Source organism: Helicobacter pylori (genome assembly GCF_002832345.1).
GTDB classification, from domain to species: Bacteria; Campylobacterota; Campylobacteria; order Campylobacterales; family Helicobacteraceae; genus Helicobacter; species Helicobacter pylori_CP.
The window spans coordinates 1-21,568 of the sequence record NZ_PHLZ01000020.1; the positions used below are offsets into that span (position 1 = coordinate 1).

Consider the following 21,568-nt stretch of genomic DNA (forward strand, 5'->3'; position numbering starts at 1 on the left):
GCATGACTAATGGAATATTCAAACCCCACGCTCGCATACGCCCCATTTTCTTCAGCGATACAAAAAGATAAAAGTAAAGGTAAAAAGAATGATGAATGTAATAAGGCTTTTTGCATGGGTTGATCCTGCTATGAATTGGGTTTGTTGAAAATAGGTTTAATGATACCATTAAAAAGCATAGCGTATACCAATATTTCCGGTGATATTAATATCTTTATAATCAAGCCCAAACCTAGCCCCAATGCCCGCATTCACATAAAAGGTTTTGAATAACCTTATCTCCCCGCCTATGATAATGCTGGCAAAAGTGTTGTATCTGCCGCCATCTCTATAGCTTAGGGTGTTATTACCAATAAAACGCACCATTTTATCCCCCATAGAATTAATAAATAAGTCTCTGCCCACATCCGCAATCACAAAATAATAAGAGTTTTTATTGAAGTAGTGCCGACTTTCTAGGGCAAAATTAATCGTTAGAACGGATTTTTTATTAGGGTCAGCATTGGCTCTGAATTGGTTGTAAATAGGATCATCCATAATGCCCCTTAAACCAGACAAACCAATGTAATAATAGGCTAAGCCTATTTGAGGTTTAAAAATAACGCTTTTATCTTTAAACATGAAATCATAGCCGTAATTGATTTTAGCGTCAGTCGTCCAGGTGTTGTATTTGTAAGACTGATTGATGATTGAGAGTAGGGAGTCATAAGAGTTGATGAAAGTCTTATTGTATCCCCAAGTTTCATTCAAGCTCATGGTTAATTCGCTTCTTTTGATAAACGCTCGGCTATAAACACCCATATTGACATTGCTAGAGCCTGATTGAGTGATGTTTGCATGAAACCCGCTATACCCATAAGCGGCATAACCCCCCACAATCACGCCCTTAATAAATCGGTCATACCCCACATTGATACCATATAAAGTTCCAGTGCCTCCATTAATAAAACTAGCCCCTCCAACTCCTGTCGCCCACACATTATTTTTAACTCTGTTTCTTTGAGAGTATTTTAAAATCACATCCATAGCGTTAGGGATCGCATCAGCAAAACGCTTGTTTTTAAGGGCTTCTAAGCGCTCGTGAAAATCAGCACTGGCAAAGGTTGAAGTGTCAGAGAGTTTGGCCAAACGGCTCATTTGCTGCGTGTAGGTGTTGATCTGTAAAATATTAGTGGCGTCATTTTTAAAATCAGGGTTAGCGATGACTTCTAAAGTGTTAGCGATATCTCCAGCGATCGTGGTTAAATCTTTTGCGGAATGGCTTTCTAAATAATAGGGAGCGAATAAAGGGCTTCCCTTAGTTTCAAAGATTTTATTGAGCCAATTAATCGCTTGATTGCCTCCAGCTTGATCAATGCTATCCACGCTTTGAACGCCCTGAATTTGAGCGATATATTGTTTTAAAGTGGGGGCTTGTAGGTTATTGATAGGATCATTAGAAACAGCGATTTTTACTTTATTATAAAGAATGGAAGTGTAAATGTATTGATTTTGAGAGTCCTTAAAGCCTACAACTAAACCGCCATCTTTAATGCTCACGGCTTGCCCGTTATAGGTTAAGCCGTTGTCAGTCATCACCATATGTTTGCCATTAATATCAATGAGCGCATAAAGCTTAAGGTAATTATCCAGGCTACTGCCTCCTGTGATTTGGTCGTTATACCCGTAATAAATGGCCTTAGCGCTATCAATAAGCGTGTAAGTGCCAACTTCTTTTGAAGAAGTGTTGAATTGGATTAAGGGGTTATTGTCATTAGCCATGATTGTCGCATTGCCTTGAGCGTTGATAATAGCATGGCTAACTGAATGGCTGAGATTAAACACCAAATCGCCATAGCTATTAAAATTCCCCATGACATTCAAACCATTGGCGTTAGTGCTTAAAGTCGCTTGTTGGTTTAAGGTGAAATTACCATTAATATTGGCCGTAGAGTTAGAGGCGTTGTTAAAAGCGTTAGTGATCGTTAAATTATTGGCTTGCAAGGTCGCATTTTCATTGAGATTAAGCGTGCCTATAACGCTATTATTTGTTACTTGAGACAAATCAATAGCCCCATTAGAGGTGATTGCGCCTAAGAAAGTGAAATTGTTAGCACGCACGCTTAAAGATTCATTAGTGGGGGTTACGCTGGAGTTTGTAGAAGAGCTGTTTTTGGTTGTGGGGCAACTGGCTAAATTGACACAAATTTCCCCTTTTTGAACGCTCACGTTATTCAAACCCGCATTAAGGCTTAAGCCATTCGTGGCGTTTAGGGTGGTGATATTGATATTAGAAACACCATTAGAAGCAAAAATCAATGCACCTTGATACTTGCTAAAGTCAATCGTATTATCGCCATTAAAGATAATAGACTTGTTGGCGACAAAATTCAAACTGCCCCCTGTAGCGTTGCTAAAAGAGCTGTTATTGACAAAAACATAGCCATTACTTAAAAAGTTAAAATACCCTTTTTGCCAAAAATCATGCAAGCCTCTAGGCGATAAAAGAGCGCCTAAATCGTTTTCTTTGAGCGCGTTTTGTAAAGAGGGCGGCAACACGCTCCCTAAACCTTGATTATAAACGCCGCTTAACCCGCCTTGAGAAATGATATTATTGATGATATTACTCACTAAGCCTTGACTTTCTAGCTTTTTAACCACATCTTGTCCTAAAAATTCGTTCAACAAGTCGTTCGCCACCACGCCGATGTCTTTTTGCAGGCTTGTAGGGGGGTTAGTAATATCCTTTAAAACCACGCTTAAAATAGAACTTAATTCAGAAGCGTCTATATACCCACCGATAAAATTCAAAAGCCCTTTATCGTCTAACATGCTTTTTAAAGACTGCTTAGCAAGGTAGTTTTCTATGATGGATGGGGTAACAAAATTGCCAAAAATGCTTAGTTTTTTACTGATAATGTTTTGGATTTCATTCATGACTCCACTATTATTCAATAAATCATCTAAGTTATTTTGACCTATAAGTTGGCCTAAGGTTTCATCTTGCAAGCTAGCGGGTAATTCCTTACTCAAAGGGCTTAGAGCGTTTTCTATAAAGTTCCCTAAACCGCCGGCTTGCTTGATTTTTTCCATAGCCACCTGACTGAGAACATTCGCTAAATTCCCTTGATTAAAGATTTTTTCAATCCCTTTTTGGCCCAAAAGATTAAAGATATTGTCTGTAGCTTGAGCTTCTATGTTAGCTTTATTCAACACTAAGTTATTAGCGCTTTGAAAGGTTACATCCGCGCTCCCTCCGCTTTCAAAGGCGTTAGCGCTTCCAAGCGTCCCAGTGATATAAATACTTTTAGCTTTAAAATCAGCGTTAATGTAGCCTAAATAGGGGGAAGTTGAGCCTAATAATTGCCCCAAGTAAGTGTTTCTAAAAGAAGAACAAGTGGCGCTATCTAGCGCACAAGGACTGCTATAGCCATTGCCCCCAAACCATATAGAGCTAGTAGAGTTTGTAACATTATCTTGGGTAGCGCCTATAACGAGATTCCCGTTACTAAAGGTTTGATTGATGTTGTCAGTCAAATGGTTGATCGTTTCTAGGAGCGCTTGCTTTTGCGCTTGGGTGATCTTAATCTTATCTAAGAGTTGCAACACTTCATTGATGTTAGTGATATTGTCTAATTGGTTGGATTCAATCATTTCTTTTAAGGCAGCGGAATTTTGAGAAAGAATCCCTAAAAGCGTTTTTAAATTCTCGCTAGAAAAACCCTTATTGTAGATATTTAAACTACTCAAAGGCTGGTTGAACGGGCTATAAGTGCCTGGGGCTTGAGGCGTTTGAGAGCCTTTAGGGGTGAAAAGACCTTTAATGTTGCTTGTCAAGTAATAAGTGCCTGCTTGATTGTCGCTATAATCATAGCTATAGCCGGTAGGATTTTGCTTAGAAGCTTGGTAATTATAAAGCTCAGGAGCGATATTAAAAATAGTGTTAGAAGCCGAGTTAGGGTTATTTAAAACTTCTATGGTTAGATCCCCATTTTTAATGCTCTCTTGAATGATTTGAGAAGAATTGAGAGGGTTTATAAACGACCAAGTTTGAATGTTGTTATTATCGCTATAGGTAGCGTTTTGGATTTTCATGCCATAAAAAAGGATTTTTTCATAGCCATTAGCCCCACTGATGCCAGTAATCCCTTTTTGAGCGTTTAGGATGTTGTAAGTTACAGATTTTGTGATATTGTCAAAAATATTGATGTCAGATAAATTAATATCCCCGTTATTCCCTAAAACAAACTGCCCGCTAACGCTCATTAAAGCCTTAGCTAAAGAGGGCGCATAACCATTAAAATTTAACGCCCCATTAGCCGTAAGGTTATTAAAATTCAATGAACTTGCGCTGTCAAAATTAAAGCTTGCTGTATCAATAGTCGTGTTGCCTCCAAAATCAGCCTGGCTTGCGCCTTGAAAATTGATATTAGCGTTTAAAGAGCTTGTGTTATTGGCTGATAAAACGCTATCGTCTAAATTAATAGTGGTGTTGTTTGAAAAACTAGCGTTAGAAGCGTTGAGCTTGCTGCTAGCGTTAAGACTGAGTGTTCCGCCATTAAAAAAGAGACTGCTAAAGGCCGCTTGACTCCCATTATAAATATTGAGACTCGCTTGATTGTTAAAAGCGCTCGCGCCATTCGCGTTCAAAACGCTTTGATTGTCTAAACTCAAATTAGAATTGTTATCAAGCGTTAAAGAATTTTTAAAAGCGGCTTGACTTTTATTACCAAGCGTGATATTAGCGTTGTTTTGCAAGGTTGTATCGCCATTAAAATTCAACAAACTTTGAGAACTAAGCGTAAAACTGGTATTGCCTAAAAGCTGTGTGGTGGCGTTAAAATTGCTTGTCCCCCTAGAATACAAGACATTAAAAACCGCTTGCGTGTTATTGAAAATAAGGCTATTAGCTTGTAAATTATAAACTGCCCCACCATTCAAACGAGAATTGATAAAGCTTAAAGAATTAGAAGCGTTAGCGCTGATAGTGCTTGATCCACCAGGGTTTGTAAAGCCGCTGAACGAAGCGTTAGAAAACGAAATATTCTCAGCACTAAAACTGAATTTCCCCCAAGTCATATCGCTAAAACTGGAATTGGTTACGCTGATATTATTTAGAGCGTCAAAAGCGGCATAGGAATGCTGACTGGCCCCCGTTTGAATCATTTTAGTAACGGTTTCAGCGTCATTATAATTCAAGCCATCCATAGTGATGTTATCGCTTGCTTTAAAGGTGATGTTCGCTCCCCCGCCATCTGAATTTGAAACGCCTTCACCGGTTTTAAAATTATTGGTCAAGTAAATGTTAACCGCATTAAAAGTCCCGGTAATATAGCCAAAACCTCCATGCCCTATCCAAATCAACCCATTATCATTCGCGCTCTCTGTGTTGTTCCCTATGATCAAAGTGCCATTTTGGATATTCACGCCAAAACTTCTTCCAAACAAATTAGCTGTATAAGTGCTGAGCGTGTTAGCGCTTTGACCGCTCTGTCCTGAAAGGTTAGGATCAATATAATAAACGCCTTTGTTTGAGTAAGTTTGATTTTGGAGATTATAGACCCCATCCCACACATTCGTTGTGGGTAAATTTTGAGTAGGGGGCGGGACTTTATTAGGGGGAGTGTTTGGCGCGGTGTGTTTTGTAGGAGTGGGTGTGGGGCTTGGTGTGGGGCTTGTAGGCTTAGCGTTAGCTATCGCTTGCTTTAATCCTTCTTGTTCAGCGTTAAAAGTCTTTTCTTCGTTCTGTAAGGTTTGTTCATCTTGTTGTTCTTGTTTTTGAGCTTGATTGAAGGCTTGCTCGTTAAAGCCTGTGGTGGAGTTGGCTAATTGTTTGATTTGAGCTAAATCTTTTTCTAAGGCTTGCTCATCTTGTTGGATTTTTTGGTTGGTGTTTTCTAAATTCTGAGCGTCTGTAGCGATAGCGGTGTTTTTGCTTTGAGTGTAGCCTGTATCGCTATTTGCGATCTTATTATCACTAGCAGCGTTATTTAAAGCGCTCTGGGAGTTGCTCAAGTCTTGTTGGTAGGTTTTTTGGGCTTTGGCTTGTAAATCGTCTCCTAAAAATTGGGTAATAATGGATTGGTTGTTAAAGGTTTCTTGTAAGGTTTCATCTTGCCCGTTAATGTCAAAGGTTACATCATAAGTGTTATTACCCACTCCAACATGGCTTATGGCTTTATCGCCCTTATAGTTGATTAAATCCCATAAATAGCTTTGATAAACTCCATACTGGATGGTCCCATTTGTAGTAAGAATGTCATAGGTTTGGTTGCTATTAAGGGTTTGATTGAGGTTAAAAACCGCACCAGAACCAAAGGACACGCTGCCTTTAAGGCTAGCAAAAGGCGAACTTGAATTCAAAGTGTTGATGCCTGAGAAACTCACCTTACTGGTATTAAAGTTATAAGTCCCTTGATTGAAGGTGTCGTTATTAAAGCTGGCGTTGCCATTAAAGTTATAAGTGCCTTGATTGAAACTACTATTATCAAAGCTTGAACTTGCGCTGTTACTAAAATTATAAGTGCCTTGATTGAAGTTAGTTTGATTAAAGGAGATAGTGCTATGATTATTATTACCGCTGAAATTAAAGCCCCCATCAGTGTCATCTTTAAAGCTAGAGCCACTCACCTTGATATTAGAGCCTTTAAAATTCATGTAAGATTTTTGCGTCCCTGCATCGTTATTATCAAAACTCGCTTGATTGATAGTGATATTATTGGCCGCATTGAAATTGAGCGTGGCCCCACCACCATCAGCGTATGAGTTTCCGGTTGTTAAATGGCTGGTCAAGTAAATATTAGCCGCATCATAAGTGCCTGTGATATAGCCGACATCACCCCCATTAATACCTGTGCCTCCAAAGCGGATATTCCCTCCCACATTAAGCGTGCCGCCATTGAATTTTTGCGTGAAACTAGCCCCACCAGCGCTATAAGTGGTAAGAGTGTTCAAATAATAAGTCCCAGAGCCTTGAGCGCTACTAAAAAGGCAATAAGAGTTGTGCGTGGGTGAATTAGGGCCGCTTTCAATATTATCTTGATAATTCCAAGACGACCATGACCAATAACGGCATTCGTTAGCCCTTAGGTGGGATAATCCCCCCAACGCTCCTATCAATAAAATCGAAGCTTTTAAAAAAGATTTGTTTTTATTAAAGGGCTTTTTAATGGATTTTGTTTTTTTATGGCATTTTAAGGGCTTTTCACATTTTAAGATTTGATTCAATTTGAAAATTTTCTTTGAGATCTTGTTTAATTTGAAAGATCCCTTTGAAATAAACTTAGAAATCAATCTAGTCTTTTTAAACGCCACTTAAAACTCCAATCGTTTTTGTAAATCCCACATTATACAATTTGATGTTAAACAAACTCAAAAAGATTCGCAAAATGACTTAATAATGATACATGAATTGCGCCATATCCACCAAACGATGAGAATACCCCCATTCGTTATCATACCACCCCATGATTTTGACCATATTCTCTAGCGTGAAAGTCAAATCGGGTGCGATGATAACGCTATTAGGGTTAGAAATGAAATCAGAACTCACCCTTTCTTTTAAATCTATCTCTAGCACGCCTTTTAAAACCCCTTTTGAAGCTTCAATCAACAAATCATTGATCGGCTCTTTGAGAGCCTTTTTTTCTAAAAACAAACTCAAATCTATCATGGACACATCAAGGCTAGGCACCCTCACGCTATGCCCATGCATTTTGTTTTTGAGGTTGGGTAAAACTTTATGCAAAGCTAGAGCGGCTTTAGTGGTGGTGGGGATAATGTTGCTTGCAGCCGCTCTGGAGCGCCGTTTGTCTAAAGGGTGGGCCAAATCAATGAGTTTTTGATCGCTCGTATAACTATGAATGGTCGTTAGCATGCCCTCTTTAATGCCAAAAGCTTTATCTAAGATCGCGCAAATGGGCGCGATAGCGTTAGTCGTGCAAGAGGCGTTAGAAACAATGGCCTGGTTTTGATATAGAGAATGATTGACCCCATACACCAAAGTAGGGTATTGTTTTTCATCGTATTCGCCCATAAAGGGTGCGGATAACAGAACTTTTTTAGCCCCAAGCAAAAGGTAATTTTCTAGCGTTTTAGGCTCTAAAAACTTCCCTGAACATTCTAGGATAACATCCACGCCTTTCAAGTCTTTGATGCTATTAAAAACAGGGATTTCTAACGAGCCGATAATAAGCTTGTAATGAGAGTAACGCACCTCCTTATTGAGCAATCCATGCGCGCTGTCATGCTCTAAAAGATAAGCGAGAATTTCCCAATTAGCAGGATCATTGATGCCTATCACTTCTAAGTCAGGGTTTGTATCATTGCGTTCTAAAATCGCTCTTAAAACGCATCTCCCAATGCGGCCAAATCCATTGATAAAAATTTTCATCGTAACTATTATCCTATTTTCAGACTTCAATTTCAATTTTAGGGGGTTTTGTTTGGTATTTTACTACATTTTGCGCTATTATATTGGACCTAGCTGTAGGGTTAATTAAAATTATTTATTGAGTTGAATTTCAAGGAGTAAAACATGGCATTGTATGACAGAGCTAATTCTCGTAACGCGTATGCAGAAGATTCTGTGTTGCATGAAAGCGAGCTGGTAAGTTTTGTTAAAACGACTTACAAGTTCTTTGCGGGCAGTTTGTTGTTAGCGACTATTGGGGCGTTACTGGGTTTAATGAACTTTCAAGCCGTAGTGCAGTATAAATGGGTATTTTTTATCGCTGAAATTGTGGCGTTTTTTGGTTTGATGTTTTCTAAATCCAAACCCGGATTGAATTTGTTCATGCTGTTTGCTTTCACTTCATTATCAGGGGTTACTTTGGTGCCTTTGCTAGGCATGGTGATTGCAAAAGCTGGTTTAGGAGCGGTTTGGCAAGCTTTGGGCATGACAACTATTGTCTTTGGTTTGATGAGCGTGTATGCCCTTAAAACTAAAAACGATCTAGCGAATATGGGTAAAATGCTCTTTATCGCTTTGATTGTGGTGGTGGTGTGTTCGCTCATTAACTTGTTTTTGGGTAGCCCCATGTTCCAGGTTGTCATTGCGGGAGCGAGCGCGATTTTATTCAGTCTTTACATCGCTTATGACACTCAAAACATCGTTAAAGGCATGTATGATAGCCCCATTGATGCGGCGGTGAGCTTGTATTTAGACTTTTTGAATGTCTTCATTTCTATCTTGCAAATCATTGGTATTTTTTCAGACAGAGACAAATAGTTTGAAAAAATAGGGGGGGATACCACGCAAAAACCTAATAAAAAATACTTTAAAATATTGATAACGCTTCGTTTACATTCTTTCTTTAAGGATTAGTTATGCCTAAACGCACCGATATTTCTAACATTCTACTGATAGGCTCAGGCCCTATTGTGATCGGACAAGCTTGCGAATTTGACTACTCAGGGACTCAAAGTTGTAAAACCTTAAAATCTTTAGGTTACAGAGTGATTTTAATCAATTCTAACCCAGCTACCGTGATGACTGACCCTGAATTTTCTCATAAAACCTATATCCAACCCATCACCCCAGAAAATATCGCCGCTATCATTGAAAAGGAAAAGATTGACGCTATTTTACCCACAATGGGCGGGCAAACCGCTTTGAATGCGGTCATGCAAATGCACCAAAAGGGCATGTTAGAAGGCGTGGAGCTTTTAGGGGCTAAGATTGAAGCGATTAAGAAAGGCGAAGACAGGCAGGCTTTCAAAGAAGCGATGTTAAAAATCGGGATGGATTTGCCTAAAGGGCGTTACGCTTATAACGAGTTAGAAGCCCTAGAAGCCATTAATGAAATTGGCTTTCCAGCCATTATCAGAGCGAGTTTCACTCTGGCTGGGGGAGGGAGTGGGGTCGCTTATAATATTGAAGAGTTTCAAGAATTGGCTAAAAACGCCCTAGACGCTTCGCCCATTAATGAAATTTTGATTGAAGAGTCCTTGTTGGGGTGGAAAGAATACGAAATGGAGGTCATACGAGACAGCAAGGATAATTGCATCATTGTGTGTTGCATTGAAAATATTGACCCCATGGGCGTTCATACCGGCGATAGCATCACGATCGCTCCAAGCCTCACCTTAACCGATAAAGAATACCAACGCATGCGCGATGCGAGCTTTGCGATTTTGAGAGAAATTGGCGTGGATACGGGCGGGAGTAATGTGCAATTTGCGATCCACCCAGAGACTTTAAGAATGGTTGTGATTGAAATGAACCCACGAGTGAGCCGCAGCTCCGCTCTAGCTTCAAAAGCGACCGGGTTTCCCATTGCAAAAGTCGCTACCATGCTTGCGGTGGGTTTTAGCTTAGATGAAATTAAAAACGATATTACCAACACCCCGGCGAGTTTTGAACCTAGTTTGGATTATATCGTGGTGAAAATCCCTCGCTTTGCGTTTGAAAAATTTGCCGGTGTTTCTAGCACTTTAGGGACTTCCATGAAAAGCATTGGCGAAGTGATGGCGATAGGGGGGAATTTCTTAGAAGCCTTACAAAAAGCGCTATGCTCTTTGGAAAACAATTGGCTAGGGTTTGAATCGTTAAGCAAAGATTTAGAAGCGATCAAAAAGGAAATCCGCCGGCCCAATCCCAAACGCTTGCTCTATATCGCTGATGCGTTCAGGTTGGGCGTTTGCGTGGATGAAGTGTTTGAATTGTGCCAGATTGACAGGTGGTTTTTATCTCAAATTCAAAAGCTAGTCAAAGCAGAAGATGGCATCAATTCTAGCGTTTTAACGGACGCCAAAAAATTAAGAGGGCTTAAAAATTTAGGCTTTAGCGATGCTAGGATTGCCGCTAAAATCAAAGAAAATGAAAATTTAGAGGTCAGCCCTTTTGAAGTGGAATTAGCTAGAATGAATTTACAAATCGCGCCCAATTTTGAAGAAGTGGACACTTGCGCAGCAGAGTTTTTATCGCTCACGCCGTATTTGTATTCCACCTATGCCCTAAACCCTTTGCCCCCTATTGAAAACAAACAAGAAAAGAAAGAAAAGAAAATCCTAATCATAGGCTCTGGGCCTAATCGCATCGGTCAAGGCATTGAATTTGATTATTGTTGCGTGCATGCGAGCTTTGCTTTGAAAGATTTAAACATTAAAAGCGTCATGCTCAATTGCAATCCAGAAACCGTAAGCACGGATTATGATACCAGCGATACGCTCTATTTTGAACCCATTCATTTTGAGTGCGTGAAAAGCATCATTCAAAGGGAGCGAGTGGATGGCATTATCGTGCATTTTGGGGGACAAACCCCTTTAAAACTCGCTAAAGATCTAGCTAAAATGCAAGCCCCCATTATTGGCACGCCTTTTAAGGTGATTGATATTGCAGAAGACAGGGAGAAATTTTCCCTCTTTTTAAAAGAGCTTGACATCAAGCAGCCCAAAAATGGCATGGCTAAGAGTATTGATGAAGCTTATAGCATCGCTAATGTGATTGGTTTCCCTATTATTGTGCGCCCTAGTTATGTGTTAGGCGGCCAACACATGCAAATTTTAGAAAATATTGAAGAACTGCACCATTATTTAGAAAGCGTTACGCATGCTTTAGAGATTAGCCCTAAAAACCCGCTCCTCATTGATAAGTTTTTAGAAAAAGCGGTGGAATTGGATGTGGATGTTATTTGCGATAAAAAAGAGGTCTATATTGCTGGCATTTTACAGCATATTGAAGAAGCCGGTATCCATTCAGGCGATTCGGCGTGCTTTATCCCTTCCAATTTAAACCCTGAAATTTTAGATGAAATTGAGCGAGTGAGCGCGAAAATCGCTCTGCATTTGGGCGTAATAGGGCTATTGAATATCCAATTTGCTGTTTATGAAAATTCGCTCTATTTGATTGAAGTCAATCCCAGAGCCAGCCGAACTGTGCCTTTTTTAAGCAAGGCTTTAGGCGTTCCTTTAGCCAAAGTGGCGATTAGGGTTATGGTGTTAGAAGATTTGAAAGAAGCCTTGAAGTTCTATGATAAAAAAAATATCGTGGGATATTCTAAAGGCGTTTATAAGCCTAAAATGCCCCATTTTGTGGCTTTAAAAGAAGCGGTTTTCCCTTTTAATAAACTTTATGGATCGGATCTGATTTTAGGGCCTGAGATGAAAAGCACCGGCGAAGTGATGGGGATTGCTAGATCTTTAGGGCTTGCATTTTTCAAGGCTCAAACGGCTTGCTTTAACCCCATTAAAAACAAGGGGCTTATTTTTGTCTCTATTAAAGATAAGGATAAAGAAGAAGCATGCGTTTTAATGAAGCGCTTGGTTCAGTTAGGCTTTGAATTGTGCGCTACAGAAGGCACGCATAAAGCTTTGGAAAAAGCCGGGGTGAAGTCTTTAAAAGTGCTTAAAATCTCTGAGGGTCGCCCCAATATCATGGATTTAATGATGAATGGGGAAATCAGCATGGCTATCAATACTAGCGATCACAAATCTCAAGATGACGCCAAACTCATTCGCGCTTCTGTGCTTAAAAACCATGTGAGTTATTTCACGACTTTGAGCGCGATAGAAGTCTTACTTTTAGCGTTAGAAGAAAGCTCTAAAGAAGACGAGTTGTTAGCCTTACAAGACTATTTAAAGTAGTTTGATGGCGTTGGTGTATCTGGCTCAAAGCGATACCACGATAGGACTGCTTTCTAAAGACAGCGAAAAGCTCAACGCCTTAAAAAATCGCCCTAAAAACCAAAGCGTTTTAATAGAAAGCACTGATTTTACCACCTTAAAAAGTTTGGTGCGCGCGCCCAACGCTTTTAAAAACCTCATCAGAAGAAGCCTTAAAACCACTTTCATTTATCCTAACTCTAAGGCCGTTCGTGTGGTTAGGGGCAGGCATGGGGATTTTTTAAAGCGTTTTAAAACGCTTTATAGCACTTCAGCCAACCTCACCCAATGCGCTTATGATAAAGAGATCGCTTCCAAGCTCGCTGATGTGATTGTGAGCGATGAAAGGGGTTTGTTTGAAAGCGCTAGTTCTAAAATATTCAGGCTTTATAAAAATAAAAAAGTGAGAATAAGATAAAAAAGACCTTTCGCATTCTGCGCGTTTTGAAAGGGGTTTTTGTGGGATTTTTCTAAAAGTTTATCATTTGTTTATTAAAAATGGCTAGCTCTTTTAAGGTGATTGTAATATTTTTTTGATTATAATAACACCTTTATTTTTTAAGAGAAATTATTATAATAAATAGGATTCTAAGAATGAATGACAAGCGTTTTAGGAAGTATTGTAGTTTTTCTATTTTTTTGTCCTTATTAGGAATGTTTGAATTGGAGGCCAAAGAAGAAAAAGAAGAAAAAAAGACAGAAAGGAAAAGAGAAAAGAACGCCCAACACACTCTGGGTAAGGTTACCACTCAAGCGGCTAAAATCTTTAATTACAACAACCAGACAACCATTTCAAGTAAGGAATTAGAAAGAAGGCAAGCCAACCAGATCAGCGACATGTTTAGAAGAAACCCCAATATCAATGTGGGCGGTGGCGCGGTGATAGCGCAAAAAATTTACGTGCGCGGTATTGAAGACAGATTGGCTCGGGTTACGGTGGATGGCGCGGCACAAATGGGCGCAAGCTATGGGCATCAAGGCAATACGATTATTGACCCTGGAATGCTCAAAAGCGTGGTGGTTACTAAGGGGGCGGCTCAAGCGAGCGCAGGGCCTATGGCTTTGATTGGCGCGATCAAAATGGAAACTAGGAGTGCTGGCGATTTTATCCCTAAGGGTAAAGACTACGCCATAAGTGGGGCTGCCACTTTTTTAACCAACTTTGGGGACAGGGAAACCATTATGGGCGCTTATCGTAACCATCATTTTGATGTGCTTTTGTATTACACGCACCAAAATATTTTTTATTATCGTGATGGGGATAATGCGATGAAAAATCTTTTTGATCCTAAAGAAAATAATAAAGTTACAGCAAGTCCCAGCGAGCAAAACAATGTGATGGCTAAGATCAATGGTTATTTGAGCGAAAGGGACACCTTAACGCTCAGTTATAACATGACTAGAGATAACGCTAATCGCCCTTTAAGAGCGAATTTTACAGGCACTTTTTTACCTTATTCTTGCGGCGATTTCAACGCTTTCCCTAACGAGAAAAACCCTGATGATTGTTTGTTTGAAAATGACGCCAGTTTGTTTAAAACTTATAGCGTCAATTTGGTGCATAATGTGAGTTTGAATTATGAAAGAGAAGGGGGGAGTCGTTTTGGCGATCCTAAATTAAAAATCAATGGCTATACGAGTATTAGGAATGTCCAAATTGATCCGCTTTTTAAGCCTAACGATATAGCGGCTATCATTCCTTTCACCCCAAACCCAAAACTTAGCGAAGAAAATGAATGCGTGGTGCAAGGGGGCATTTATGACGCTCTTAAACAAACTTGCTCCATCACTTTTAAAAGCCTTGGAGGGGGTTCTGTTGTCGCTAATAAAAATTTATTCATCATCAATTCTGGGTTTAATGCGAATGTGATCCACACCATAGATCATAAAAATGACAATCTTTTGGAATACGGGTTGAATTACCAAAACTTAACCACTTTTGATAAAGCGATCCCTAATAGCGAATTGGTCAAACCCGGCGATGCCCCTGACGCATGCTTAAGGGTTATGGGCCCTAATGATCCCAACATGAACGGGCGTTGCCAACGAAATGGCGCTACGGCGAATGTGGTTGGGGTGTATGCGCAAGCGAATTACACCTTGCATCCTATGGTAACTTTAGGGGCAGGGACTCGTTATGATGTCTATACTTTAGTGGATAAAGACTGGCAATTGCACATAACCCAAGGGTTTAGCCCTAGCGCGGCTTTAAATGTCTCGCCTTTAGAAAATTTGAATTTCAGGCTTTCTTACGCGTATGTAACTAGAGGCCCTATGCCTGGAGGTTTGGTGTGGATGCGTCAAGATAATTTGCGCTACAACCGCAATTTAAAGCCAGAAATTGGGCAAAATGCGGAATTTAACGCCGAATACAGCAGTGAGTATTTTGATTTCAGAGCCGCCGGTTTTGTCCAATTGATTTCTAATTACATCAATCAATTTTCTTCAACGCTTTTTGTAACCAACTTGCCCGCACAAGATATTATTTATGTGCCTGGTTATGAAGTTTCAGGGACGGCTAAATACAAGGGTTTTTCTTTAGGCTTGAGCGTGGCGCGATCATGGCCTTCTTTAAAGGGGCGTTTGATCGCTGATGTGTATGAATTGGCGGCCACAACCGGCAATGTGTTTATTTTAACGGCAAGCTATACAATCCCACGCACCGGCCTTAGCATCACTTGGCTTTCACGCTTTGTTACCGATCTAAATTATTGCTCTTATAGCCCTTATCGTAACGGCCCTACGGATATTGACAGACGGCCTAGCGATTGCCCTAAAACGCCCGGGATTTTTCATGTGCATAAACCCGGCTATGGGGTGAGCAGTTTCTTTATCACTTACAAGCCTACTTATAAAAAACTCAAAGGGTTGAGCCTGAATGCTGTGTTTAACAATGTTTTTAACCAACAATATATTGATCAAGCAAGCCCGGTGATGAGTCCTGATGAACCCAATCAAGACAAATACGCAAGGGGCATGGCAGAGCCTGGTTTTAACGCTAGGTTTGAAATTTCCTATAAGTTTTAATAATGGAGCTAAAAGCGGAGATCTCATGGGTAGCGAGTCTATCAAAAATAAAACATTCTTTAGAAGTAACAAATATATAATTTTAATCCTTTGATTTTAAACCAATTTACAATGAATGGTTATTTTTTGTAAAATAGGGTTGCGGATTTTAATTAATATTTTAACTTCATGCTATTTTTTTTTTTTTTTGATTATAATTATAATCTCAACAAAAAAGATCATACAATTAAAATTAGGGAGAGTTTAGTGAGGCAAGAAAAGTATTTTTTGACTTCTTCTTTATCGCTTTTATCGTTTTTATTATGTCCTGTAGAAGCTTTTGATTATCGGTTTAGTGGTCGTGTGGAGAACTTTTCTAAGATTGGTTTTAACAATTCTCAAATCAATACTAAAAAAGGGATTTATCCTACTGAAAGTTTTATAGATATTGTTACTTTAGCGCAAGTCAAAGTCAATTTGCTCCCTAAAGGCACCGAAAACCATAGGCTTTCTGTTTCTTTGGGTGGGGCGATTGCAGCCATTCCTTATGATAAGACTAAGTATGATATTAACCAAGCTAACGGGAAAGTTTTTGGCTCAATTGTGGAGAATTTCATTGGGGGCTATCATGGATACTTTTTTAATAAGTATCTTGGCCCTGCTTATGCGGGGACTTCTCAATCAGCGAGCTATCATGCAAGGCCTTATGTGGTGGATACCGCTTTTTTACGATACGATTACAAAGATGTTTTTGGGTTTAAAGCGGGGCGTTATGAAGCGAATATTGATTTTATGAGCGGTTCGAATCAAGGGTGGGAAGTGTATTATCAGCCCTATAAGACTGAAACGCAAAGGTTAAGGTTTTGGTGGTGGAGTTCTTTTGGGAGAGGTTTGGCGTTCAACTCTTGGATTTATGAGTTTTTTGCGACGGTGCCTTATTTGAAAAAGGGAGGCAATCCCAGTAATAGCAATGATTTCATCAATTACGGCTGGCATGGGATCACCACAACCTATTCTTATAAAGGTTTAGACGCTCAATTTTTTTATTATTTTGCGCCTAAGACTTATAACGCTCCTGGCTTTAAGCTAGTTTATGACACGAATAGGAATTTTGAAAATGTCGGCTTTCGCTCTCAAAGCATGATCATGACAACCTTTCCTTTATATTATAGGGGGTGGTATAACCCAGAGACAAACACTTATAGTTTGGAAGACAGCACGCCTCATGGATCGTTGTTAGGGAGGAATGGCGTTACTTTAAATATCCGCCAGGTTTTTTGGTGGGATAATTTCAACTGGTCCATTGGTTTTTATAACACCTTTGGCAATTCAGACGCTTTTTTAGGCTCTCACACCATGCCAAGGGGTAATAACACTTCCTATATCGCTAATGAAATCTCCGTAACGACTAGGCATGCCGGAATGATTGGCTATGATTTTTGGGATAATACGGCTTATGATGGGCTGGCTGATGCGATCACTAACGCTAACACTTTCACTTTTTACACTTCTGTTGGAGGGATCCATAATCGTTTCGCATGGCATGTTTTTGGGCGCGTCTCTCATGCGAATAAAAATGCGTTAGGGCAGTTAGGGAGGGCTAATGAATACTCCTTGCAATTCAATGCGAGCTATGCGTTCACTGAATCGGTTCTTCTTAACTTTAGGATCACTTATTATGGGGCTAGGATCAATAAAGGGTATCAAGCAGGGTATTTTGGAGCGCCCAAGTTCAATAACCCTGATGGCGATTTTAGCGCTAATTACCAAGACAGAAGTTACATGATGACCAACCTCACGCTGAAATTTTAATTTTCAATCGTAGCAAGTTAAAAACACTCCAAGATATTTTTTAAAATCTAATACTTTGCGTGGCTAGTTTTGTGAAGTGATTAAACGCTAAAGCGATTGGGCTTCCTAGGCTGATGTTGGGGGAGAGTTTGGTTCTTGTTCTGTGTGCCTAATGGATTTTACAGAGTTTGATCTCCAACGCATTCCTTACAGCTCTCACGCATCATATCTATAAAGGCGTAACTTTGCACGCTTCCTACGCTAGATGCAAATGTATGGGGGTGTTATACTGCAAATTAGCGGCATTCACCCCAAACACTAAAGATGTTTAGGATTTCTGCTTGGGGGTTTTAAAAGCGGTTTTCTTGGGTTAGGGAGGATTTAGTTTTGGGGGGGGTTTCAAAAATACCCCCTATCCCCTTAAAAAATGGGTTTTACCATAAAATTTAGAACCACAAAACAAAGTTTTAAACCACAGAAATTCTAAATATCTTTAGCGTTTGATCACCTTTATTATTAAAGCCGTTCTTGGGGGATAATCTCAATATTTGACAACATTTGATAAAGATTTTGGGTTGTTTTTCTAAGTATAAAAATTTTGAAGTGCTAAAGCAAAATAATCGCTTTTAATCAAGCGTTTTAAAACCTCAATAAGCCTTGAGCGTTAAGCTTTTTGTGAATGCTAGCTTTTAATCAAGCGTTATTAGGGGGTCAATTCCATTATTGGATAAGGGTTTTGGGTTTGTTTTTAAAATGGGGGTTAAAGGGTTCAATCAAAGCCTATAAAAGGCCTTGAGCTTTTTTAGAAGGCGTAGCCATAGACCCAATACACGCTATAAGGGCGGAAGTATTTCACTTCAGCGCCGCCAGCTTTATAATAAGTGTTGTAAATCGTAGGGATTTGCACACCGATTTCTATAGAATGCTGGTTATGGCTTTTCAAGTCTTTTTTCAAGATACCAAAGTTCATGCGTAAGCCCACATCAAACAAGAATTGGAATTTCGTCGCTGTAGGTCTGCTCGCAAGCTGAGGGCTGTTTCTTAGCGTGCTGATGTAAGTATCCCCTGCGAGTTGGATCCCCCCAAAGAAGCCCGCATTAAGACTTCGGCTGCCAAAAGAGCGGCTAAACACATTGTAAAGCACATCAGTCCCCACCCCATAAGTGAGCAGATTGACTTGATTGTAAGTAGGGCCATTACCCACGCCCGCGCCATTATAGCTGAAGAAGCCGTAGTAGCGTAAGCCCACATTCTTGTTTTCTCCAAAGAATTGCTTGTAACCGATTTTAGTGATAAACCCGTTAAACGCATTCACTTGAGAGCTGTTACCGGCAGCGAAATTCCCAAGCCATGGGTTAGCTTTAAGCTCGTTATTCAAAGCGGTAACTTTAGCCAAAGTGTTTGTGGTGTTGTTTAATAGTTGGGTAGAGCGCGCTTGATCAATATTCCCGCCATAGCTCACTTGATAGCCTGTTGAATTGCTGATGTTAGCGTTGTTGGCTAGCGTTAAAGCGTTTTGAGAATTACTGACGATGTTTTGCACCAAGCTAGTGAATTCCTTAGCACTCAAATCATTCCCAGCGTTAGCCGAGTTGAAAACATGTTGCGCTAAAGCGGCGTCCAAAAACGCTGCGGCAGCCCCGCTATCACCGCTTGGCCCCATAGTGATTGAAGCTTGCTTTAAGATATAAGCGATTTGTTGGGCGGTAACACCATTTCCATAAACTTGATTAGTGTTGTTTTGAAAAATCCCACCCGCTTGGTTATTGGCGTTTAAGAACGAGTTCATGTAAGTCAAATAAACGCTAGCGGTGTTAAGCTCACTGAGCTGGTTGGAGAGGTTCTGGCTCGTGGTGTTGTTGTTGCCTTGAAAGATATTCTTGCTGATGTTTTGACTCAAAGTTTTGATAGAGCCAATCATTTCGTTATAAAGAGCCAGGTTACCTTGGAAACAAGGACTATTGCTAGTAGTAGCAGTGGCAGTAGTCGCACCACTACTACCATTATTAGTAGCACCACATTGATGGATATTGTTAGTGTTTAAAGTGGGATACAAATCAATCAAATTGCCTAGTTGGTTCATAAAGAGGTTGCCCAAAGTCCCAGCGACATTGCCTCCTGTGCCTGCAATATTGATATTGGTGTTGTTTGTCGTATTAGAGTTTAACAAGCCGGCTAATTCTTCGGCTTTGATTTTACCCGGGTTTTTCACTTGTTGGACCACCTGACCTAATTCATACCCAAAGGTCATAAAGCCCCCATCTTCTTCAGCGCCCACTGGATTGAAGCTCAAGCTTAACGCTAGGCTTAAAGGGGCTAAGAATCTTACTTTTTGAGATTGTGTCATTAAATTTTCCTTAATCATTTTGAATGGCTTTAAATTTTGTTTCATGTTTGTCTCTTCCCCCCTTTCTTAGAATGAATACCCATAAGACCAATAAACGCTATAAGGGCGGAAATACTTCACGGTAGTCCCTGCGGATTTGTAATAAGTGTTATAAATCGTAGGCACCACTACGCCAAATTCCACCGTGTGCTGGTTGTGGCGGTTGGATTTCCCGTCCAACTTACCGAAGTTCATCCTCATACCGAAGTCAAAGAGGAACTGGAAGTGCGTGTTATTGATTTTCCCATGCAATTTCACATTGGGATCATCTCTGAGCGTGGATTGGAAGGTCTCACCGGCTAATTGGATACCGCTAAAAAAGCCCATATCCACAGAGCGGTTTTGATAGGAGCGGCTAAAGATATTATACAACACATCAGTCCCCACCCCATAAGTGTATAACCCTACATTGTTTTGAGTGGATCTAAAGCCCACGCTCGCTCCGTTATAAGAAAAGAAACCATAATAGCGCAAACCGATATTCCTTTTCTTCCCGAAGAATTGCTTATAGCCTATTTTGGTGTAAAACCCGTTTAAAATGTTCGTTGAACGGCTGTTCCCGGCTCTGAATTGGGGCAAGTAAGGCATGCTTCTCACTTGATTATTGAGTGCGTTGATTTTATCCAAAGTTACTTGCGCGTTATAAAGAGCGTTAGGGAGCTGACTAGCGCGCCCTTGCACAGCGTTAGCTTGGTTGGAGTTTATCCCAGCGCTATCAACCGCGCTCCCGCTAATGGTGTTTTTAGTGAGTTCGTTATAAACCAATTGAGATTGATCAATAATGCCTTGCACCAAACCTGTAAAAGCGGCTGAATTGAATTCCTTATTCCCAATGTTGGCGGCTACAGCGGAGTTGAAAGCTTCTAAGAGCAATTCATCTTGCTTGAGCAAGTTCGCTGCGTTATTTAAGATATTTTGTTGGCCTTGAAGGTATTGGATAGCTTGTGTGGAGTAAGTTTGACCATCTGAACCAGTCGCACCATTAGTTCCACTAGTAGTAGCAGTCCCACTCTTCTCTAAAGCCTTATTCATCGCGTTAAAAAACACATTCCCTGCGTTCAAATAGGTGAGCTGTTGTTGCATGTTGGGGAAATTGGTGTTCGTGCCGTAGTTAGTCTGGCTGCCGATTGTGCTTAAAACCCTATCAGTCAAGCTAGGGAGCCAGTAATAGCCCGCAGCGGTGCAAGTGCTTTGAGTGTTAAGAGAGCTACCGCCAGCCGTCCCTGCAGCCGCGCAAGTCCCAGAGCCTACCGCACCACTTAAAAGAGCGTTCGCAGACACATCGCTACCATTGAGTTTCGTGGGATACGCCCCTAAAAGCGAATAAAGGTATTGGGAGAAAGCGTTACTCAACGCCCCCGCGACATTGCCTCCGGTGTTGTTGTTTAAAATGTTGTTCGTTACATCAGCGTTAAGCTCTCTGGCGAGTTCGTCGCTTTTAGCGCCGCCTGGGTTTTGGACATCTTGCATGACTTGCCCGAGCTGATAACCGACGGTGAAAAACCCTCCATCATCTTCGGCATAACTTATGCTAGCGCAAAGGGCTAGACTAAGAAACAGCGTTCTATTCTTTTTTATCATGATTTTCCTTATCAATGGGATGCTCCTTGATTGAGTTTAAATTTGGGATTCAGTTACATCAGAGCTTGTAAATAATGTTTAGTAATACAAAATACAAATTGTCAAATGTAATTGTGATATTTTCACATAATGAAAATTAAACTAACCTTAAAAACCCCCTTAAAAACCCCCTATCAAGGAAATAAAGTTACAACAATTGGAGCGCTTTTTACAAAAAAAAAA

The 21,568-nt window shown here is 40.3% G+C and carries 9 protein-coding genes; 5 read left to right on the forward strand and 4 right to left on the reverse strand.

Translation table 11 applies throughout. The features are described 5' to 3' along the window. Positions 1-168 precede the first annotated feature (168 nt). Positions 169-7,293, reverse strand: a complete 7,125-nt coding sequence (locus tag CXY28_RS06240; RefSeq protein ID WP_100980015.1) for a vacuolating cytotoxin domain-containing protein — start codon at positions 7,291-7,293, stop codon at positions 169-171. A 79-nt stretch (positions 7,294-7,372) separates the two neighbouring features. Next, positions 7,373-8,371, reverse strand: a complete 999-nt coding sequence (gap, locus tag CXY28_RS06245) for a type I glyceraldehyde-3-phosphate dehydrogenase (RefSeq protein WP_100980017.1) — start codon at positions 8,369-8,371, stop codon at positions 7,373-7,375. Positions 8,372-8,515: 144 nt separating this feature from the next. Here gap and CXY28_RS06250 point away from each other — a divergent pair, with 144 nt between their 5' ends. From CXY28_RS06250 to hofG, 5 genes are all read left to right on the forward strand, one after another. Next, positions 8,516-9,208 carry a Bax inhibitor-1/YccA family protein gene (locus CXY28_RS06250; RefSeq protein ID WP_001240288.1) on the forward strand — a complete coding sequence of 231 codons (693 nt, stop codon included), beginning with the start codon at positions 8,516-8,518 and terminating at the stop codon, positions 9,206-9,208. A gap of 98 nt (positions 9,209-9,306) precedes the next feature. Beyond that, positions 9,307-12,564, forward strand: coding sequence for a carbamoyl-phosphate synthase large subunit (gene carB, locus CXY28_RS06255; protein WP_100980019.1), 3,258 nt, complete (start codon positions 9,307-9,309; stop codon positions 12,562-12,564). Positions 12,565-12,568: 4 nt separating this feature from the next. Beyond that, on the forward strand, positions 12,569-13,000 hold the full coding sequence (locus tag CXY28_RS06260) for an L-threonylcarbamoyladenylate synthase (RefSeq protein WP_100980021.1): 432 nt from the start codon (positions 12,569-12,571) through the stop codon (positions 12,998-13,000). Positions 13,001-13,176: 176 nt separating this feature from the next. Beyond that, on the forward strand, positions 13,177-15,609 hold the full coding sequence (locus CXY28_RS06265) for a TonB-dependent receptor domain-containing protein (RefSeq protein ID WP_100980023.1): 2,433 nt from the start codon (positions 13,177-13,179) through the stop codon (positions 15,607-15,609). 246 nt (positions 15,610-15,855) lie between these two features. Further along, positions 15,856-17,400, forward strand: a complete 1,545-nt coding sequence (gene hofG, locus CXY28_RS06270) for an outer membrane beta-barrel protein HofG (RefSeq protein ID WP_100980040.1) — start codon at positions 15,856-15,858, stop codon at positions 17,398-17,400. A gap of 781 nt (positions 17,401-18,181) precedes the next feature. On the opposite strand, the gene alpB is transcribed toward hofG, so the two are convergent. After that, positions 18,182-19,771 (reverse strand): Hop family adhesin AlpB, encoded by a 1,590-nt coding sequence (gene alpB / locus CXY28_RS06275; RefSeq protein ID WP_100980025.1) that lies wholly within the window; start codon positions 19,769-19,771, stop codon positions 18,182-18,184. A gap of 21 nt (positions 19,772-19,792) precedes the next feature. Then, complete coding sequence (alpA, locus tag CXY28_RS06280) at positions 19,793-21,346, reverse strand: Hop family adhesin AlpA (protein ID WP_100980027.1); 1,554 nt, start codon at positions 21,344-21,346, stop codon at positions 19,793-19,795. Positions 21,347-21,568: the final 222 nt, after the last annotated feature.

Bases quoted from the DNA above. Each gene is read 5' to 3' on its own strand.
- gap (WP_100980017.1), bottom strand. From the start codon at position 8,371: ATGAAAATTTTTATCAATGGATTTGGCCGCATTGGGAGATGCGTTTTA.
- CXY28_RS06250 (WP_001240288.1), top strand. From the start codon at position 8,516: ATGGCATTGTATGACAGAGCTAATTCTCGTAACGCGTATGCAGAAGAT.
- carB (WP_100980019.1), top strand. From the start codon at position 9,307: ATGCCTAAACGCACCGATATTTCTAACATTCTACTGATAGGCTCAGGC.
- CXY28_RS06260 (WP_100980021.1), top strand. From the start codon at position 12,569: ATGGCGTTGGTGTATCTGGCTCAAAGCGATACCACGATAGGACTGCTT.
- CXY28_RS06265 (WP_100980023.1), top strand. From the start codon at position 13,177: ATGAATGACAAGCGTTTTAGGAAGTATTGTAGTTTTTCTATTTTTTTG.
- alpB (WP_100980025.1), bottom strand. From the start codon at position 19,771: ATGAAACAAAATTTAAAGCCATTCAAAATGATTAAGGAAAATTTAATG.
- alpA (WP_100980027.1), bottom strand. From the start codon at position 21,346: ATGATAAAAAAGAATAGAACGCTGTTTCTTAGTCTAGCCCTTTGCGCT.